Origin of the sequence: Candidatus Mycobacterium methanotrophicum (genome assembly GCF_023515995.1) — a bacterium.
Lineage (GTDB): Bacteria > Actinomycetota > Actinomycetes > Mycobacteriales > Mycobacteriaceae > Mycobacterium > Mycobacterium methanotrophicum.
In genome coordinates, this window is record NZ_CP097320.1 from 898700 (window position 1) to 913787 (window position 15088).

A 15088-nucleotide genomic window follows, 5' to 3' on the forward strand; every position below is an offset into this window, starting at 1 on the left:
GGTTGGATAAAACTGGGAAACCGCGCCATTTTGCTGTGAATTCGCTTTGGTCGTAGGGCGCCAAAAGACCGGCCGCGCCATAACTTCCGCCAGCGTCAAATCAGCTGGCCGAACATTAAACGTCGGTGATCACTCGCCGCGGGACCGTGTTGGTGTGCTCGTTGATGTAGAAGTGTCCACCGTCGAAAAGCGACAACGTAAAGGACCCCAAGGTGTGATTGGCCCAGCGGTGCAGCAACTCGGCGTCTACACGCCGATCGTGTCGGCCACCGATGGCGTGGATATCGGCGCGAATGCGTGTTCCGTCGCTGCAGTCATAACAGTTGAGCGCCTGGTAGTCGCAGCGCGTCGCGTTGGCGAGCAGCTCGGCGAACTCCTCGTCGGCCAAAAGCCGAGGGTCCGTGCCGCCCATCTCTGCGATATCGGCGAGCAGTTCCCCTGTGCTCGTCGGCAGCTGCGGCATCGCGGAAACCGCGGATGGGGGCGGAGCGGCCGACACCCAGAGCTTGTGCACCGCGACACCGCATCGTTCGGCGATCCGCGCGAACTCGAAAGCGACCACCGCACCCATGCTGTGCCCGAACAACCGCAGCGGCGCGGCCTGGCGCCATGGTCCAGCCTCGAATAATCCGCGCGCCAGGTCATGGATGGTTGCCGGCGCCGGGTGGTGGAGCCGCTCGGCCCGCCCCGGGTACTGCACGACAAACGTATCGCCCCCCGCGGCCAGGGCCTTTGCCAGCCTTCGGTAGCTGACAGCCGCCGCTCCCGCGTGCGGGAACACCACGATAGCGCCGCTGTTGGGGCGCCGGTCGGGCCCCGGCATGTGCTTGATCCAAGGTGCGAAGCTCCTTGGCGCGTGCATTTTGTCCATGTTTATTTGTTCCCGTCCTGACTGCGTTTCAGTCGCTAGGCGACCAATGCTGCTGCAGCCGCTACGCAACCTATTGGACGCCCAAAGACAAGGCCAGAGGCCGGGGCGACCCACTGGCAGACCATCCAAGTTACACATCGCCGCGGTGTAACCACCGCGTGCGAGCACCGCCGAAGATCCAGATATGTGTGGTCAAACCGCTCTAGGAGTTGAGGCCCCGAACTATTTGGGTACACCAACACGACGCAAGCCGGTACGTGTAGTCGTTAAGGATTTGTGATGGGTAGCGCGATCATCCACGACAGTCAGGCAGGTCGGTGGCCACCGCCCGTCAGGTTGCCACCGGGGGCGCCGCGGATCATCCCCAAAGCGGTGCAAGGTATCGCTTTCTTCGCGGCGCGGCGGCAAGTCACCGAAAGCCTGGCCCGCCGATATGGCGGGGCCTTCAGGCTGGATGCGCCGGTGTTCGGGCGGCTTGTGGTCGTGGCCGACCCGGAGTTGGCCAAACAAGTCTTCACGAGCAGACCAGACGATCTCGGGGCCATAAAGCCGAATCTGAGCCGGCTGTTGGGGCCGGGTTCGGTGTTCGGGCTGGACGGCGCCGATCACCGACGCCGGCGGAAACTGCTCGCCCAGCCGTTTCACGCCAGCAATATGCAGAACTATGAGCGGATCGTCGAAGAAGAGACTCTTCGCGAGATCGCCGGGTGGCCCGAGGCCGAGCCGTTTGCCACGTTGCCGCCGATGAAGCGGGTCACGCTCAACGTAATTCTGCGGGCGGTTTTCGGCGCCGAAGGTGCTGAATTCGACGAGCTGCGCGACATTATCGTGCCGTGGGCCAGGTTGGGCGCGCGACTGTCGGTCCTGCCCATGCCGGCCCGGACCTATGGTCGTTACACGCCGTGGGGGCGGCTGGCCGAATGGCGGCGCAAATACGACACCGTCATCGACCGGATGATCGGTAAAGCGCTGTCAGATCCTGGCTTGGCGGACCGCGCCGACATCCTGGCGCTGCTGCTGCGCAGCGCATATGAGGACGGTTCGCCCATGTCACGGCAGGACATCCATGACGACCTGCTCACCCTTCTGGTTGCCGGACATGAAACCACCGCGACGACGTTGGCGTGGGTCTTCGAACAGCTGAGCCGGCACCCGCAGGTGCTGTCCGCGTTGGCCCAGGAGGCGGACGCCGACGACTCCGAACTGCGCCAGGCGGCGATTTACGAAGTGCAACGCACCAGGTCGGTCATCGATTTTTCCGGTCGCCGGGTGCGGGCACCCGCGTTCGAGCTCGGTGAGTGGGTGCTCCCGCGGGACTACTCGATCATCGTCAGCATTTCGCAGTGCCACGCCAATCCCGACGCTTTCCCGGAACCTGGCCGATTCGACCCGCAGCGCTACATCGAAAGCAGGCCATCGCCTTTCGCGTGGATCCCATTCGGCGGAGGAGCACGACGCTGCGCGGGAGCCGCGTTCGCCAAGATGGAAATGAACGTGCTGATCCGGACCGTGCTGCGGAACATGATCATCGAGACCACCCAGGCGCCGGGGGAGAAGTTACGGGCCGGCGGCCTGGGCTTCCTGCCGAAAGACGGCGGTCGGGTCACGGTCCGTAAGCGCCAAGCCCCATAATCATCCCATCGAGCGCCCGACCATCCAATATGCGCGCGCCGCGATGGATTTGCGCGGGATGCGGAAGTCGTTCTGCAGAACGCGGGTCAACGACCGCGTCGTGCGGCTGTCGCAGGCCACCCAGCCGAAGTGGCCGCGCGCGTCGAACGCCGCCGATTTAACCTTTTCCACCAACGCTTTTCCGTCGTCGGCACGGTCAACCCAGGTGGTGGCCTCATGGCGCGCGATCGGCAGGTTTCTGTCGTCGTCATAGCCCGCCTCTAGGAAGACCTGAGCGGGCGCGTCGTCGATCGCGTTGAGCAACGAGTTGATCGCCGGCAGTGAGGCGGTATCGCCAACGATGATGTAACCGGCCGGGCGCGGCTCTGGAAGGGTGAATTTGCTGCCCAGGACAGTCGCCTTGATGACGTCGCCCGGCTGCGCTGTCTGCGCCCATTGCGATGCCAGACCGCCGTGCAGCGCGAATTCGATGTCCACGGTGTCGGCGGCGGGATCGGGGTCAACCAGCGTGTACCCGCGTTGGTGCAGCTTGTCCCCGTCGGCGAACCACAGCCGAACCCACATCGTGGGGTGCGGCGGGTGCGCGCTCAGCATCCTGCCGGCCTCGAAGCTCAACCGGACGTAGTGGGGGCTGATCTCCCGTCGACCCGTGACGGTGAGGCGGTAGTCCGCCGCACCCAGGAGTTTCATCAGCGCGCCGCCCAAGCCCCGTGATCCTTTCTGTTCGTTCATCCGGTTATTTCGCTCGGGCCGGCACTTTGGTGAGGACGGCGGGCACCCCGCCCTTGACCGGCCAGACGACAGCCGAATCGTGCTGCGGGGTCCAGCCGGGCGGGAGTTGGATCCGGAACCGCTGAAAAATCTGGGCCAGTAGGAATTGCGCCTCCAAATAGCCCATCGCCGCACCGAAGCAACGGTGCGGTCCGGCGCCGAAAGGCAGGTAGGCGAGGTTCGGCCTTGCAGCGGCAATCTCCTTGTCGTAGAACCGCATCGGTTCGTAGCGATCGGCGTCGGGGCCCCACCACCGGGGGTCACGCTGCAGGTTGTAGATCGGTATCCCGATCAGGTTGCCGCGACGGATGCGATACCCGGCGATGGTGTCGTCGATCATCGCAAATCGTGGTTGTAAGAGCAGACCCTGCAGCCGCTGGCCCTCGTCGAAGCATGCCTTGGCCCACTGCAATCGATCCAAATCGTCGTAGCTGGGCGTCGCCGCCTCGAGTGCGTCGATCTCGTCGTACAGCCGTTGCTGCGCTTCAGGATTTTGCGGGAGAAACGCCAGCGTCCACGCCAACGCGGCGACGACGGTTTCGTAACCGCCGCCGATCAGCATGATGGCCTCCGTGATCGCGTCGCGCCGGCTGATCGGCGTGCCGTCCTCGTAGCGCGCGTCGAGAAGCGCCTGCAGCAAGTCGTCGTAGGACGTGCTCTCGGTGAGCCGTTCCTCGATCTGCTGCATCACCCACCTGCGCATCCGCAGCCAGGCCTGCACGGGATTGCCGTCTCCGGGGAGCAGTCGCGGCGGCGGGCCGAGGAATAGCGGGGACGACGCACTCGCCATCAGGGTGCGGATGTCGATGTCGAGTCGCTCGAGCACGTCGTCGGACGGCTGCTTGGTAAACATCGCCCGCATAAACGCTGGGATGACCACACCGTTGATTTCGTGCTGCAGGTCGATCGGTTCCCCGGTGTCAGCGAACCGCGCCCATTTCGCCAGACGGTTGGCGAATTCGTCGGCGATCGGGGTGGCGACTTTGGCGAGCTGCCCACGACCCATCATCGGTGACAGCAGCTTGCGCCGCTGACGGAAGTCGGCACCTTCCAGCAGCTGCATCGACGCACCCAGCACATATTTGGCCCAGCTGACCGGTCCGACCAAGCTGTACTCGCCGTTACGGTGCTTCATGATGTGGCGCACGTGTTCGGGATTGTTCACGATCACCACGTCGTACAACGGCAACGGCAGCCGGAAGACATCGCCGTAGACGCCGCCCAAGTGCCGCAGGTATGCGAATGGATCTGCCTTCAGCTCGGGAAGCACGCCGACGAACGGTCGCCCGCGCGGGCCTGGCGGGCGCGGCGCGTCGTCGCCTTGCCGCCGCGACCGCAGCGCATCCCGGGCACGGCCGACGGGGTTTCGAGTTATCCAGAACGTATCTTGTGACGCCGTCATCCAACACCTCAGAAGAAGTCTCCCCGCTACCGCAGCCCTCGAAACCGGGCATTGCTTACTGGCGATGCTAGGGGGCCGGGACGCGGCTTCAATCCTTGACGAAGCAATACATCCGGTAGGAGGTCTCCCCGCTTTGCAGCCCGCGGCAGATCTTCGCCTGAGACGCCGCGACCGCACCGCGCACCAGGCCGCGCAACAACGGCGGCGTACGGCGCGTAAACATCTGTTGCGACCGCGGCACATTCTTCTCCAGCCCACGCACCACTTGTTCACTGATGACCTGTTTGGAGACCATCCGCATCGGTGCGTCGGCTAGCGCGGCCTCCCACTGCGCGAAACGGTCGTACCGGCGGACATCGGCGTACAGCAGGCAGCCTGCCGGGCGCAGCACTCGCGCCACCTCGGCAAAGAAACGGGGCAGCGACGGATAGCAGTGCGACGCTTCGATATTGACCACCGCGTCGAAGGATTGGTCGTCGAAAGGCAAGTTTTGGGCATCGCCGCACACGAACTCCAGGCCCGGCACGTTGTGCGTCCTTCGGCAAACCTCGATGCCGGCCGGGTTCAGGTCCAGGCCCGTGTATGAGGCCGGACGCATGGTGCGCATCAGGTACGACGCTCCGCCGCCATGACCGCAGCTGATCTCCAGCGCCTGCTTGCCGGTGAGGTCCGTCTGGCTTGCGGTGCGATGGTAGAGCTGGATGCAGTACCGGTCTGGCTCGTCGGACGCCACCAGCGGCACGGCCATCGGCGGGTCTTCCTCGTAGCCCAGATTTAAGAACACCACGTCGTCAGCGCCGTGACGGGTGATGAACGGGTAGTAGTACTTCGCGAAGACTTTCCAGGCCGGGGTGGCCACGACGCGGCTTGTCAGGCTCATGGCGAAGGTATTCCCAAAATGCGCCGAGGCAATACCGTAGCCGTGACGCTTAGGGCCCGCCGTAAGTTCGTCGGGGGTTGTTGCCAGATGCCGCTGGCGCCTAGTCTGCGCTGGTGGCGTCGAACCTGCGTTCAGCGCTAGCTTTTTCGCCTCGGCGTCGTCGCCAGCGCAGTCTCGGCACCTCAGCGAACAGGCCGTCAGCCGGCGCGCGCCGTCCACGTGAAGCTGTGCATATCCGGAATCTGTAGCGCCAGGGCGGCGGCTACGCCGCGACCGATTTGATCGGCTGCAGCCAGTGCAGTGTGCGGGTTCAGGAAGCCTTCCACTTCGACACGCAGCGTCCGCCCGGTCCAGCGGGCTCGGGCATGCGCATGCTGCACACCGGGCACCGCGATGGCCGTGGTTTCGGCGGTCATGATGATCTGCGGGTCGACGCCGTCGAGCAGCCGGTGCGCAATGTCAACAGTCACTTCCCAGCCGACATGGCAGATGAACCCGGTAACCACGATGCCCGCGACCGCGTCGGCCCACACCCAGCCAAGTGCCACGCCGATCAGGCCGAGCATCGCGCCGGCCGACGACAACGCGTCTAGCCACGAATGCTTGGCGTCGGCCACCATGGTCGCCGAGCGAATCCGGCGGCCCACTGCCAATTTGTAGCGGGCCACCAGTTGGTTGCCGGCAACTCCGACGGCCGCCGCGGCGACGCCCCAGCCGACGTGGGCGGTGCCGCCGTGCCGGAGGAGCTTGCCGACGCTTTCAAAGCCGGCAACCAGCGCGCTGCCCCAAATCACCAGTGCGACACCGATTCCCGCCAGGTCTTCGGCGCGCTCGTAGCCATAGGGATATCGCTCGGTGGGCAGGCGGCGCGATGCCCGAAATCCGACGAACACCAAGGCGCTGGTCGAGACATCTGACAAGTTGTGCAGCGCATCGCCAAGCAGCGCTACCGACCCCGATACCAGCGCGATGGCCAGTTCAATGAACCCGGTCAGTGCCAGGCCGACGGCGCTGACCCCGATCGCGCGGTTGGCCTGCCGACGTTCGCCCGCATCATCGATGACAGTGGCGAGTGGGAAACTTGTCGCCGGGTCACGGACCCCATTGATCAGATGCATACCGGCAAGGATGCCTGCCCATGATCGGATAGCCAAGACCCTTCTGGCCACCCGTAGCTGAGTCGGCCAACGCGCGGCCCACGATTAATGGATCCGGCTCGCCCACGACCTCGTGGTCCTTGTCGTCGTATTCGGACTTGGCGAGCACGTGGCGCATGGCGTTGATGCGGGCCCGTTTCTTGTCGTTGCTCTTGACGACGATCCACGGCGCGACGTCGGTGTCGGTCTCGTCGAACATCTCTTCCTTCGCCACGGTGTAGTCCTGCCATCTGGTCAGCGACTCCATGTCCGTCGGCGAGAACTTCCACCGCCGGACGGGGTCGACGAGCCGGGCGGCGAACCGGGTGCGTTGTTCGGCGGGCGAAACCGAGAACCAAAGCTTGGTCAGGTAGATGCCGTCGTTGACCAGCATCTGTTCGAAAAGTGTGCTTGGTACAGGAATTCGGCATGCTCCTCGGAGGTGCAGAAACCCATCACCTTCTCCACCCCGGCGCGGTTGTACCACGATCGGTCGAACAACACCATCTCGCCGGCGGCCGGCAGGTGGTTTATGTAGCGCTGGAAATACCACTGTGTTCGTTCGCGATCGCTCGGTTTCTCCAGCGCCACGACCCTCGAACACGATCACATGTCGCTCGCCGGTGCGCCTGGTGTGGTTCTGCAGCTTCAGCAGCTCGATCTGCAGCCGCCGCTTCAACCGCTCGTATTCGCTGAAAGTAACGTCTCGGGCGAGCATTGGGGAGTCAGCGGGTCGTAGTTCCGCGACGGCTCTAGGCGGCGGAAGGCCACCGGGATCGCGTCGTCCGGTGGCCGTCCTGCGTGCTGGCTTGTTCGTGACTTACTTCTTGAAGGCGTCCTTCACCTTCTCGCCGGCATCTTTGAGGCTGGACTTCACCTGGTCGAGCTTTCCCTCTGCCCGGGTGTCCTCATCACCGGTGACCTTGCCGACGGCTTCTTTCGCCTTGCCCGCGAAGTCATCAATCTTGTTGCTCGCCTTGTCGTGGGCTCCCATGCGTTCCAGCTCCCCTTTTTTGCCGTGGTCATTGACTGCTTCGCGTCGGGATAAATACCCGGCCCCGGGCCCCGTCAAACCAAATGTGGGACGTTGGCACGATGCAGGTCGCGATCCTCGACGACTACCACAATGTTGCGTTGAGCATGGCCGACTGGTCGGGGGCGACGGCGCGCGCCGACATCACTTGTCGGTGCGCGCCGGCGGCTGGCAGAGGTCGTTGGGTAGTCAATTGGGCGGGACGGTGCTGGGTGTGCTGGGCTTGGGGCGGATCGGTAGCCGGGTGGCGCGGGTCGGGACGGCGTTCGGGATGGACGTCATCACGTGGAGTACCAACCTGACGCCGCGGGTCGCCGATCAATCCGGGGTGACCTACGTGTCACGAGATGAGCTGTTCCGCCGCGCGGACGTCTTGACGATCCATCTGGTGCTCAGCGAGCGCACCCGCGGTCTGGTCGGTGCCGCCGAATCGGGAATGATGAAACCGACGGCGTTGCTAGTCAACACATCCCGCGGCCCCATCATCGACGAGCAAGCTCTCCTCGACGCCCTGCGATCGGGCCGGCTCGCCCGGGGCCGGCTCCGACGTCTTCGACACCGAGCCGCTGCCGACGGGGCGCCCGCTGCGCTCGCTGGACAGCGTGGTCGCGATCCCGCACATCGGCTACGTCGCCGACCGCGTCTATCGGACCTTCTACGGTGAGGCCGCAGCCAAGATCGCTCGCTGGCTTGGCAAGCCGGCAGCGATTGACTTCACCGCGCGGCGCCGGAACCACCACGATTCCAGCGGACGGATCGTGAGCATCACGATCAATGCGAGCGCCCAGCCCAACACGATGTCGACGACAAAGTGCTCGGCGGAGTACACCAGCACAAATGCCATTGCCACCGGGTAAGCCACCAGCAGCGGACGCCACCTCGCCGTTACCAGCCGCCAAAGGAAGAGCGAGGTCATCGCCGTCACTGCGGCATGAAGCGAGGGAATCGCTGCGACCAGATTCACGCTGGCCTGTCCGGAGTTGACAAGTGCTCCGGCCGACTGCAGGTGCAATGTTCCCCAACCACGGGTCGAGATCCGCTCGACGAACAGGTGGGCACCAGGCTGGCTTCGGTGCATGGCGCCTAACAGCCCGCCGTGCGGGACATGTGCGGGGCTTCTGAACATGCAGTGGGGGCGGGACGGCCCACCGGCGAGCTCGGCCGATGTGCACCGGGCGGCCGCCCACGGCGGTGCTGCCGGCAGCACGATATAGACAACGAGCGCGGCGAAGGACAACGCGACGAACCGCCTGACAAACGCTGCCCAGTCGCTTCGACTGCGCAGCCAGAGCACTCCGGCGACACCGTAGGGCAGGACGAAAAACGACATGTAGATGCCGCTGATGATCACTTCCCACCATGGTGGTTGCGGCATCTTGAGGCGCTCCTGCAACCACACGGTCGGGACGGTGCCGAAGAACAACCATCGGTCGGCCTGGGGCTGGAAATGCCACAGGGTAGGTGCTCCGACCAGTGCCGCCGCTCCCCGGCTGACGTCATATACCAGCAGCACAAGGGCGAACGGCAGCCAGTCGCGCACGACCGCAAATACTTTTTGCCCGCGACCGATGCTGGCGGCGATGAGCCCGGTGGCGATGTAGAGCAGCAGCAGTTCGCGATTGAATGCGAGCCCGTCCGTCAGGGTGCGATAGGCCACGACAAGAGCCCAGGTCGCGACCGCCGTCCACCGGGCGAACGTCATCCAACGCTCCCGAATTTTGCTGGGGTCGAGGTCAAACTCGGCGTCGGATTCGGGGCGCGTCAACGGCATGGCCTGCGGCAGTTTCGGACGGCGGAGCAGCCGGCCTGCTACGGCCTGCGGGTCACCCTTGAAGGATCGGATCCTGCAATCAGTTGTTACTGTCACCGGCGCAACCTTATCGGTTTGCGACTGTTTGCCATCCGTTCATTCTTAACGGGATTTGCGATTGAGCCAAACACTTCGCCGGAAACGCTGTAGCGCAACGCCTTGGGGCAGTGGTGTGAGGACGCTTCGTCGAGCGGCGGTCGCCGTCCCCGCACGGATCGCGTGACCCTATGCGACAGCTGTGGATTCGGATGCCTGCTGCAGTTAGCTCGTCCCACTGTGTTACTCGTCCCACTGTGTTATTAGTCCGCGTCGTCTGAAATCTGATTCAGTCAGCGGCTTGCGCGAGCCACGAATTGCGGTGTACACCATGACGATCGCGGCTGCGCCGCAATCAGAACCACGCCCGCGAAGATGCTCGACAGCTTGCCCCGCACTAACATGTTCCTGCCGTCTTAGCGGCTGCTTTTGCGGCGGCGTACCGGGAACGCTGAGTCCACCAGCCCACCTTGGGATCTGGAAAAAATCTTCATGAAGCACCTGGCGTTCACCGTTGCCCGACCGCTGCTCAACCCCGGTGCAGAGCGCGCACGGTGTCGATGCTGTCGGCCTGATCGGGACCCTTGTCGTCGCGGTAGCGAAGTACCCGGGCGAACCGCAGCGCCAAACCGCCGGGGTATCGCGAAGACTGCTGCACGCCGCCGAAAGCCACCTCGACCACCTGCTCGGGGCGCAACTGCACGACATAACCGTCGATCGGACCGACCGCCAGTTCCTGGAACCGCGCGGTCTGCCAGTCCAGCATCGCGTCGGTCATCCCCTTGAAAGTTTTGCCCAGCATCACATAACCGCCGGTGGCTGGGTGGCGGGCACCCAGATGAATATTGGACAGTTTTCCCTTGCGCCGTCCCGACCCTCGGCGCGCGGCGATGCTGGAGGGAAACCTGCCCGCCGTCGGGCTGGAGCTCGCGGAGCTGTACGACGGGTTCACCTTCCTCACCTTCACCTGGCTGGAGGCCCTGGGCATTTGCGGTGACGGGGAAGCGGGCCCGTTCGTCGAGCGGGCCGAGCGGATCGCGCTGGACGGCAGCCTGCCGCTGAACACCCATGGCGGCCAGCTTTCGGCGGGCCGCATGCACGGCGATTGGCTGCTGCACGAGACCTGTCTGCAGTTGCGCGGCGGGGCGGGGCAGCGACAGGTGCCCCAACGACCCCAAGTTGCGGTGGCCGCGGTGGGCGGTGGGCCCGATCGCCGGATGCATGCTGCTGACATGTTGAGCCGCATTGGGCGAGTGTGCAATTGAGCGCGCAAGCTAATGCCGAACACCGGTCTGATAAGCGAGCTTCGCGGATCGCGCGTCGCATTGAGGCTGACATCATTCAGCGCGGCTGGCCGGTCGGCCACTCGCTGGGTTCCGAGCAGGCGCTTCAGCAGCGCTACCGGGTGAGCCGATCGGTGCTGCGCGAAGCTGTTCGGCTCGTCGAGCACCACCAAGTCGCGCGTATGCGTCGGGGGCCCAACGGTGGACTGCTCGTCTGCGAGCCCGACGCCGCCCCGGCAACCCACGCCGTCATCATCTATCTGCAATACCAGGGCACCACGGTCGGCGATCTGCTGGATGCCCGGCTGCTCCTGGAGCCGTTGGCGGCATCGCTTGCCGCAGAACAGATCGACGAAGCCGGCATCGACCGGCTGCGTGCGGTGCTGTGCGCCGAAGGGCCGCATGTCGAGTTCCACGAAGCTCTGGCCAAGCAGTCGAAAAACCCGGTGCTGCAGCTTTTCATCGACATCCTGATGCGGTTGACCGTCCGGTATGCGCAAGATTCGCAGCTGGATTCGGTCAGTGATGCTCTCGAGGCAATCGAGCACAGGTATCAAGAACACGCCGATATCGTCACCGCGGTCACCGCGGGCGACTCGGCACGGGCCAAGACGCTGAGCGAGCGACATGCGCAATCGGTGACGGCGTGGCTACAAGAGCACCAGCCGGTCGGCCGTGCGCGCAGCCGCGGAAGCGACCGTGAGGCGCCGAACGGCAAGCTCGTCGAGGTATTCCGCCGCCACTGGAGCACGAGCGGGCAGCCGTCCCCAAGCCGTCGCGACCTCGCCGACGTGCAGCACACGCACCTGCGAATCATCGAGGCCATCGCAGATGGCGACGACAGTCTCGTGCGTTACCGCACTCGTCGCCATCTGGACGCCGCCGAGTCGTGGTGGTTGTAGACGATGATACCCCGCAGGGTATACTCGGGGTTATGACTGATCACAACCACCACGAGGTACTCAACGAACTGCGTCCGCAACACCGGGCGTTGCGCAGGATGATTCCGGACGTCTATCGCGGATTCGGAGAACTGAGCCAAGCGGCGCTGGCGCCCGGCGCACTCGACACGAAATTCAAAGAGCTCATCGCGCTCACGATCGGCGTCGTACACGGGTGCGACGGCTGTATCGCATCGCACGCGCAGGGCGCCGCGCGCGCCGGAGCAACCAAGGAGGAGGCGGCCGAGGCGATCGGGGTCAGCTTCTTGATGATGGGTGGGCCGGCGACCATCTACGGCGCCCGCGCCTACGACGCGTTCTGCGAGTTCGCCGACGTCGCCGCGACCGCTTAGGAGATCCGATGATCGGTGATGAAGACAGCATGTCAGCGGTACTGAACAGACTGCGGCGGGCGCAAGGGCAGCTCGCCGGGGTGATCGCCATGATCGAACAGGGCCGAGATTGCAAGGACGTGGTGACGCAGCTGGCTGCCGTCTCGCGCGCACTTGATCGGGCCGGGTTCAAGATCGTCGCAACTGGGCTTCGTGAGTGTGTCAGCGGTGTGGGACGCGACGGCGCTGCCCCGTTGTCCGAGTCCGAGTTGGAAAAACTGTTCCTCGCGCTGGCTTAGCAAAGGACTAGACGATGGGTATCGCGCTGTCGACGACCATGCGCACTTCGTTCGAAGACGCGGTCACGCGGACTCGGGAAGCGCTTGCGCACAAAGGATTTGGCGTGCTCAGCGAGATCGATGTGAAGGCGACGCTGAAGGCCAAGCTTGATGTGGACATGGAGGACTACCTGATCCTCGGTGCGTGCAACCCGAAATTCGCCCACCAAGCGGTCAACGCCTACCGCCAGATCGGCGTGCTGTTGCCATGCAACGTCGTGGTGCGCAAAGACCCCGACGCCCCGGACACCGTCATCGTTGATGCGATGGACCCGCGGCTGATGGTCACCGCGACCAAGGAACCCGGACTGGCTCAGATCGCCGACGCCGTGACCGGGCTTCTCCGGGAAGCCCTCGAAGAAGTCGCCAAGGAGGCTTAGCGCCGCGGTGTAGCCCGACGGCGCGTTAATGAAGTTGCACCGGCCGCCGTTCAGCGTCTATTGTCGGCCACGTGCAGAGCCTTCTCGTAGTAGCCAGTACCCGCAGCGGGGTCTGATCCAGACCGACCCCCCGCTGTGGGTCGGAAGCTACTACCTGTCGGTCACCACGAAGACCAGAGAAGACCGGCACATGACAATCACCGACCTGAGATTTTCGAGCGGCGTCGAGACGGCGCCGGCTCCGCCCAAATCGCCATCGATCCGTCTTGACGGCATTTCGCTACCGCGGGGCATCCGGGAGGACGCCGACACCATGTCGTGGAGCACCTTCACTGCCACCTATGCTCCCAGCGCCGGGCCACTGCGTTTGGGCCAGTGGGAATGCGCCGACGCCGAGCGTCCGGCGACGCGATTGGGTCCGCGGGGGCAGACATTTCGGGCCACCCTCGGGTTTGGCGATCGCGTCGAGACCGCGACCGCCACCGCGACAGGCCCGGTTGCAGCATTGACCGCGATGCTCTACGACCACGGCATGGCGGTCGAGATGCTGCGGTTTCATCAGCTGCGGTCGGAGGACACGACGGCGACCTTCATCCAGGGCACCGACGGCTGCCGAGCCGAGTGGGCGATGGGCTGGTCGGAAGACCCGACGCAATCGGCGCTGCGCGCGGTCATAGCCTGCGCGAACCGGCTGTACGGGGAAAGCGCGTAGAGACCCCTGTTACAGCGGGCGCAGCACGATCGGCATCCCGTCCATCGGGATCGGCATGCCGCCGTAGTCCCAGCGCGGCCGATATCCGGGACGGGGCAGCTCGAGACGGTAGCGGCGCAATAGCCGGTGAACGACGGTCTTGACCTCCAAGCGGCCGAACACCATCCCGATGCACTTGTGTGCGCCGCCGCCGAACGGCGCGAACGCGTAACGGTGCTTCTTGTGCTCGGCCCGGGGCTCGGCGAACCGCTCCGGGTCGAACTTCATCGGATCGGTCCATAGCTCCGGCATCCAGTGGTTCGTGCCGGGCCAGGTCACAACATTGGTTCCCTTCGGCACGTGGTAGCCCAGCAAGTCGGTGTCCCGCACGGTCTGGCGCATATTGAACGGCAGCGGCGTAACGAGCCGCAGTGACTCGTCCATCGCCAGATCCAGAGATTCCAGCTTCTTCAGTGACTCGATGTCCAGCGGGCCGTCGCCGAGACGGTCCGACTCGTCACGGCACCGGTCCTGCCACTCGGGGTTGGCCGCCAGGTTGTAGGCCATCGTTGTTGTCGTCGAGGTCGAGGTGTCGTGAGCAGCCATCATCAAGAAGATCATGTGGTTGACGATGTCTTCATCGGTGAAGCTGTTGCCGTCGTCGTCCTCGGTGTGGCACAACACAGTCAACATGTCGGTGCCCTTGGCATTGCGGCGTTCCTTGACCCGCTCGGTGAAGTAATCCTCGAGCACCTTGCGAGCTTGCAGTCCCTGCCACCATTTGAACGGCGGGACGCTGGTCCGGATGATTGCCCCGCCAGCCCGGGTGGTCGTGGTGAACGCCTGATTCACCGTGGTGACAAGGTCGTGGTCGGCGCCGGGGTCATGGCCCATGAATACGACCGAGGCGATGTCGAGGGTGAGCTTCTTCATTGCGGGATGGAACAGGAAGCGTGCGTCGTTGGTCGGCCAGTCGGCCACCCCAGCCGTGGCCACCCGGTCGATGTGGGCGACGTAGCCCGTCAGCCGCGAACAGGTGAACGCCTCCTGCATGATGCGCCGGTGATACATGTGCTCGTCGAAGTCGAGCATCATCAAACCCCGGCCGAAGAACGGGCCGATCACCGGATGCCAGCCCTTCTGCGAATAGTCCTTGTTGCGGTTGGAGAAGATCGCCTGCGTGGCGTCCGGACCGATTGCGACGATCGACGGCAGGATCGGCGAATCGGCAAAAAACACCGGGCCGCGGGTGTCGTAGAGGTGTAGCGGGAAGCCCGGTCCCTCGCGGAACATCTCGATGATGTGGCCGAGGATCGGCAACCCCGAATCGCCCATCACTGGCTTGAGCCCGCTGCCCGGCGGTGGCTCAGCCAGCGGGCGCTGCTTCCAGTCGACGGTGAGCAGGCGATTCTCGATCAAGCCCATACCGGGAATCGTGTTCACCGTCGGTACCAGTCGGCGCTTCGCCTGGTCCAGCAGGTACTGCGGGGCGCTGATGGTGGCCTTTGACATCTCTGACGTTCCTCCCGCGACGCCTGCGCAGACGGGGGAG

The 15088-nt window shown here is 64.6% G+C and carries 15 protein-coding genes and 3 pseudogenes; 8 read left to right on the top strand and 10 right to left on the bottom strand.

What is annotated here, in order from left to right:
* Window positions 1–115: 115 nt before the first annotated feature.
* The gene (locus M5I08_RS04870) at window positions 116–871 is read right to left on the bottom strand and encodes a thioesterase II family protein (protein WP_373368788.1); all 756 of its coding nucleotides are present in this window, start codon (window positions 869–871) and stop codon (window positions 116–118) included.
* A gap of 279 nt (window positions 872–1150) precedes the next feature.
* Between M5I08_RS04870 and M5I08_RS04875 the strand changes: the two genes are divergently transcribed.
* Entirely contained in the window at window positions 1151–2503 is a 1353-nt protein-coding gene (locus tag M5I08_RS04875; RefSeq protein ID WP_219066729.1) for a cytochrome P450, read from the top strand.
* Here the strand turns inward: M5I08_RS04875 and M5I08_RS04880 are convergent, their stop codons facing one another.
* The 6 genes and pseudogenes from M5I08_RS04880 to M5I08_RS04905 all read right to left on the bottom strand — a co-directional run bounded on the left by M5I08_RS04880 (window position 2504) and on the right by M5I08_RS04905 (window position 7686).
* Window positions 2504–3235, bottom strand: a complete 732-nt coding sequence (locus tag M5I08_RS04880) for a siderophore-interacting protein (protein ID WP_219066728.1) — start codon at window positions 3233–3235, stop codon at window positions 2504–2506.
* 4 nt (window positions 3236–3239) lie between these two features.
* A complete protein-coding gene (locus M5I08_RS04885; RefSeq protein WP_219066727.1) occupies window positions 3240–4676 on the bottom strand; it encodes a cytochrome P450 in 1437 nt (478 codons plus the stop codon).
* 88 nt (window positions 4677–4764) lie between these two features.
* Window positions 4765–5556: a phthiotriol/phenolphthiotriol dimycocerosates methyltransferase gene (locus M5I08_RS04890; protein ID WP_219066726.1), complete on the bottom strand. Its 792-nt coding sequence runs from the start codon at window positions 5554–5556 to the stop codon at window positions 4765–4767.
* Window positions 5557–5753: 197 nt separating this feature from the next.
* Window positions 5754–6674: a cation diffusion facilitator family transporter gene (locus tag M5I08_RS04895; protein WP_219066725.1), complete on the bottom strand. Its 921-nt coding sequence runs from the start codon at window positions 6672–6674 to the stop codon at window positions 5754–5756.
* A 61-nt stretch (window positions 6675–6735) separates the two neighbouring features.
* Window positions 6736–7383: pseudogene (locus tag M5I08_RS04900) on the bottom strand (polyphosphate kinase 2 family protein); the annotation flags it as partial.
* A 129-nt stretch (window positions 7384–7512) separates the two neighbouring features.
* Entirely contained in the window at window positions 7513–7686 is a 174-nt protein-coding gene (locus M5I08_RS04905) for a CsbD family protein (protein ID WP_219066724.1), read from the bottom strand.
* 220 nt (window positions 7687–7906) lie between these two features.
* On the opposite strand from M5I08_RS04905, the gene M5I08_RS04910 reads away from it, so the two are divergent.
* The gene (locus M5I08_RS04910) at window positions 7907–8389 is read left to right on the top strand and encodes an NAD(P)-dependent oxidoreductase (RefSeq protein WP_249763130.1); all 483 of its coding nucleotides are present in this window, start codon (window positions 7907–7909) and stop codon (window positions 8387–8389) included.
* On the opposite strand, the gene M5I08_RS04915 is transcribed toward M5I08_RS04910, so the two are convergent.
* Window positions 8381–9427, bottom strand: a complete 1047-nt coding sequence (locus M5I08_RS04915) for a phosphatase PAP2 family protein (RefSeq protein ID WP_249763297.1) — start codon at window positions 9425–9427, stop codon at window positions 8381–8383. The two genes, M5I08_RS04910 and M5I08_RS04915, sit on opposite strands and share 9 nt — an antisense overlap.
* Window positions 9428–10100: 673 nt before the next feature.
* Window positions 10101–10463 (bottom strand): annotated as a pseudogene (locus M5I08_RS04920) (ATP dependent DNA ligase); the annotation flags it as partial.
* Between the two features lie 34 nt (window positions 10464–10497).
* Here M5I08_RS04920 and M5I08_RS04925 point away from each other — a divergent pair.
* The 6 genes and pseudogenes from M5I08_RS04925 to M5I08_RS04950 all read left to right on the top strand — a co-directional run.
* A pseudogene (locus M5I08_RS04925) lies at window positions 10498–10810 on the top strand (thiolase C-terminal domain-containing protein); the annotation flags it as partial.
* Window positions 10811–10832: 22 nt separating this feature from the next.
* The gene (locus M5I08_RS04930) at window positions 10833–11756 is read left to right on the top strand and encodes a FadR/GntR family transcriptional regulator (RefSeq protein ID WP_219066723.1); all 924 of its coding nucleotides are present in this window, start codon (window positions 10833–10835) and stop codon (window positions 11754–11756) included.
* 32 nt (window positions 11757–11788) lie between these two features.
* Window positions 11789–12148, top strand: a complete 360-nt coding sequence (locus tag M5I08_RS04935; protein ID WP_219066722.1) for a carboxymuconolactone decarboxylase family protein — start codon at window positions 11789–11791, stop codon at window positions 12146–12148.
* 8 nt (window positions 12149–12156) lie between these two features.
* Window positions 12157–12426, top strand: a complete 270-nt coding sequence (locus M5I08_RS04940) for a metal-sensitive transcriptional regulator (protein ID WP_219066721.1) — start codon at window positions 12157–12159, stop codon at window positions 12424–12426.
* Between the two features lie 14 nt (window positions 12427–12440).
* On the top strand, window positions 12441–12845 hold the full coding sequence (locus M5I08_RS04945; RefSeq protein WP_219066720.1) for a DUF302 domain-containing protein: 405 nt from the start codon (window positions 12441–12443) through the stop codon (window positions 12843–12845).
* A 190-nt stretch (window positions 12846–13035) separates the two neighbouring features.
* Entirely contained in the window at window positions 13036–13557 is a 522-nt protein-coding gene (locus M5I08_RS04950; protein WP_249763131.1) for a 2-isopropylmalate synthase, read from the top strand.
* 9 nt (window positions 13558–13566) lie between these two features.
* Here the strand turns inward: M5I08_RS04950 and M5I08_RS04955 are convergent, their stop codons facing one another.
* Window positions 13567–15048: a cytochrome P450 gene (locus M5I08_RS04955; protein WP_219066719.1), complete on the bottom strand. Its 1482-nt coding sequence runs from the start codon at window positions 15046–15048 to the stop codon at window positions 13567–13569.
* Window positions 15049–15088: the final 40 nt, after the last annotated feature.

Coding starts and splice junctions, on each gene's coding strand:
- M5I08_RS04870 (WP_373368788.1), bottom strand. CDS start 871: ATGGACAAAATGCACGCGCCAAGGAGCTTCGCACCTTGGATCAAGCAC.
- M5I08_RS04875 (WP_219066729.1), top strand. CDS start 1,151: ATGGGTAGCGCGATCATCCACGACAGTCAGGCAGGTCGGTGGCCACCG.
- M5I08_RS04880 (WP_219066728.1), bottom strand. CDS start 3,235: ATGAACGAACAGAAAGGATCACGGGGCTTGGGCGGCGCGCTGATGAAA.
- M5I08_RS04885 (WP_219066727.1), bottom strand. CDS start 4,676: ATGACGGCGTCACAAGATACGTTCTGGATAACTCGAAACCCCGTCGGC.
- M5I08_RS04890 (WP_219066726.1), bottom strand. CDS start 5,556: ATGAGCCTGACAAGCCGCGTCGTGGCCACCCCGGCCTGGAAAGTCTTC.
- M5I08_RS04895 (WP_219066725.1), bottom strand. CDS start 6,674: ATGCATCTGATCAATGGGGTCCGTGACCCGGCGACAAGTTTCCCACTC.
- M5I08_RS04905 (WP_219066724.1), bottom strand. CDS start 7,686: ATGGGAGCCCACGACAAGGCGAGCAACAAGATTGATGACTTCGCGGGC.
- M5I08_RS04915 (WP_249763297.1), bottom strand. CDS start 9,427: ATGACGTTCGCCCGGTGGACGGCGGTCGCGACCTGGGCTCTTGTCGTG.
- M5I08_RS04935 (WP_219066722.1), top strand. CDS start 11,789: ATGACTGATCACAACCACCACGAGGTACTCAACGAACTGCGTCCGCAA.
- M5I08_RS04940 (WP_219066721.1), top strand. CDS start 12,157: ATGATCGGTGATGAAGACAGCATGTCAGCGGTACTGAACAGACTGCGG.
- M5I08_RS04945 (WP_219066720.1), top strand. CDS start 12,441: ATGGGTATCGCGCTGTCGACGACCATGCGCACTTCGTTCGAAGACGCG.
- M5I08_RS04950 (WP_249763131.1), top strand. CDS start 13,036: ATGACAATCACCGACCTGAGATTTTCGAGCGGCGTCGAGACGGCGCCG.
- M5I08_RS04955 (WP_219066719.1), bottom strand. CDS start 15,048: ATGTCAAAGGCCACCATCAGCGCCCCGCAGTACCTGCTGGACCAGGCG.